The organism is Streptomyces blattellae, from assembly GCF_009709555.1.
GTDB classification, from domain to species: Bacteria; Actinomycetota; Actinomycetes; order Streptomycetales; family Streptomycetaceae; genus Streptomyces; species Streptomyces blattellae.
This window is the reverse complement of the sequence record NZ_WJBG01000232.1, coordinates 1-1816: the sequence shown is the minus strand read 5'-3', so window position 1 is coordinate 1816 and position 1816 is coordinate 1. Positions and strand designations below refer to the sequence as shown.

At 61.8% G+C, this 1816-nt stretch carries 1 protein-coding gene and 1 pseudogene; both read right to left on the bottom strand.

The features are described 5' to 3' along the window. Positions 1 to 1220 (bottom strand): type VII secretion-associated serine protease mycosin (gene mycP, locus GFH49_RS33955; RefSeq protein ID WP_268867537.1); only part of this gene is annotated, 1220 nt, incomplete at its 3' end. Positions 1221 to 1418: 198 nt separating this feature from the next. Beyond that, positions 1419 to 1816, bottom strand: a pseudogene (locus GFH49_RS41100) (serine protease); the annotation flags it as partial.

Below are 1816 nucleotides of genomic sequence, written 5' to 3'. Positions count from 1 at the left end.
CCTTGGTGCGGGGGCTGTTGGGCGTAGGGGTTGGGGTGCTGTGGGGGCTGTCCGGGAGGCGTGGGGTAGCCCTGGTTGGGAGGAGCTGCGTTGGGGTACGGCTGGTAGCCCGTCGGGGACTGAGGCGGATAGCCCGTGCCCTGGGGAGGGAAGCCGCCGCCGGGGCCAGGGCCGTTGTTACCGCGGTTGCGGCGGCTCCGGATCACCGCGAAGAAGATGGCCATGACGACCACGACGGCTGCGATGCCACCGGCGATGACGAGGACGTTGCTGGAGGAGGACTCCTCCTCTTCGGCCTGGTTTGAGGTGTCCGTTTCCCCAGAAGACGAGTCGGACGACTGGAGCTGGCCTAGAGGGTTCTCCTTGGGGCCGGCGGGGATGTCCATCGTGACCGCCTGGTAGGGGCGGATGATCCCGTAGCCGTACTCTTCATCGGGGGCCTTCAGTCCCTCGTGGCCGAGGAACGAGGCCGATTTGATGAGGCGATTGATTACTTGACCTGCCGTGAGATCGGGGTACTTTGAGCGGACCAGGGCGGCAGTGGCTGAAACATAGGCCGTGGCATCCGAGGTACCGGAAGCGATACTGTACTCAGGTGAGCGTGTGGGATTCGCCGCAAGAATTTTCACGCCTGGAGCGGTAAGCGCTACCTCTTTCCCGGTATTAGAGGAATCCCAGAGGTTAGCACTTTCGTTCACGGCTCCGACAGCAACAACACCAGGCAACGCTGCCGGGTATCCTACGTCTGTCCCAGTATTCCCTGTCCCCGAAACAACGACTACATCATTCGCTTGTGCATACGCAATTGCTTCTCGCCCATAGGGGCCAGTCTGCCCATAGTCGTCCCCAAAGGAAAGGTTGATTATCTCCGCACCATGGTCCACGGCGTAACGAACTGCATCGGCCCAGTCTTCCTCTGGGTTCTTGTCATCCTTCGTCTTCATAGTGCGCAATGGCAAGATTTTAGCTTTTGGTGCGAGCCCCATCATTCCCGACGAGTTGTCTGCACCATGACCGTGGCCAGCGATCAGACTTGCCATTCTAGTCCCATGCCCAGCGACGTCTTCACGGGCATTTCCACTACCGGTGTAGTCCTTTCCTGCCAGAACCTGACCGGTTAGATCAGGGTGATTGCCGTCCACGCCTGTATCAACGACGGCAACAGTCACGCCTTCGCCCTGGGTTTGAGCCCAGGTTTTTTCCATTGCGAATACGTCCAAGACCCACTGCTGGTCTCTGACGTAGTCTGCCGACGCAGTTGATGCTGAGGTGAGGAGCAAGGCTCCCGTCAACGCCACGACACCCGTCGTGGACCAGACTCTCTCGGCACCCAAGTTCCTTGCTCCTCACTCAACTACGACTGGTTCCATCAGTTACGCCAGTGAGCGCCCTCCGCTACTGCGGGTAGGGAGTTGCTCCTACTGCCCTTGGTGCGGGGGCTGTTGGGCGTAGGGGTTGGGGTGCTGTGGGGGCTGTCCGGGAGGCGTGGGGTAGCCCTGGTTGGGAGGAGCTGCGTTGGGGTACGGCTGGTAGCCCGTCGGGGACTGAGGCGGATAGCCCGTGCCCTGGGGAGGGAAGCCGCCGCCGGGGCCAGGGCCGTTGTTACCGCGGTTGCGGCGGCTCCGGATCACCGCGAAGAAGATGGCCATGACGACCACGACGGCTGCGATGCCACCGGCGATGACGAGGACGTTGCTGGAGGAGGACTCCTCCTCTTCGGCCTGGTTTGAGGTGTCCGTTTCCCCAGAAGACGAGTCGGACGACTGGAGCTGGCCTAGAGGGTTCTCCTTGGGGCCGGCGGGGATGTCCATCGTGA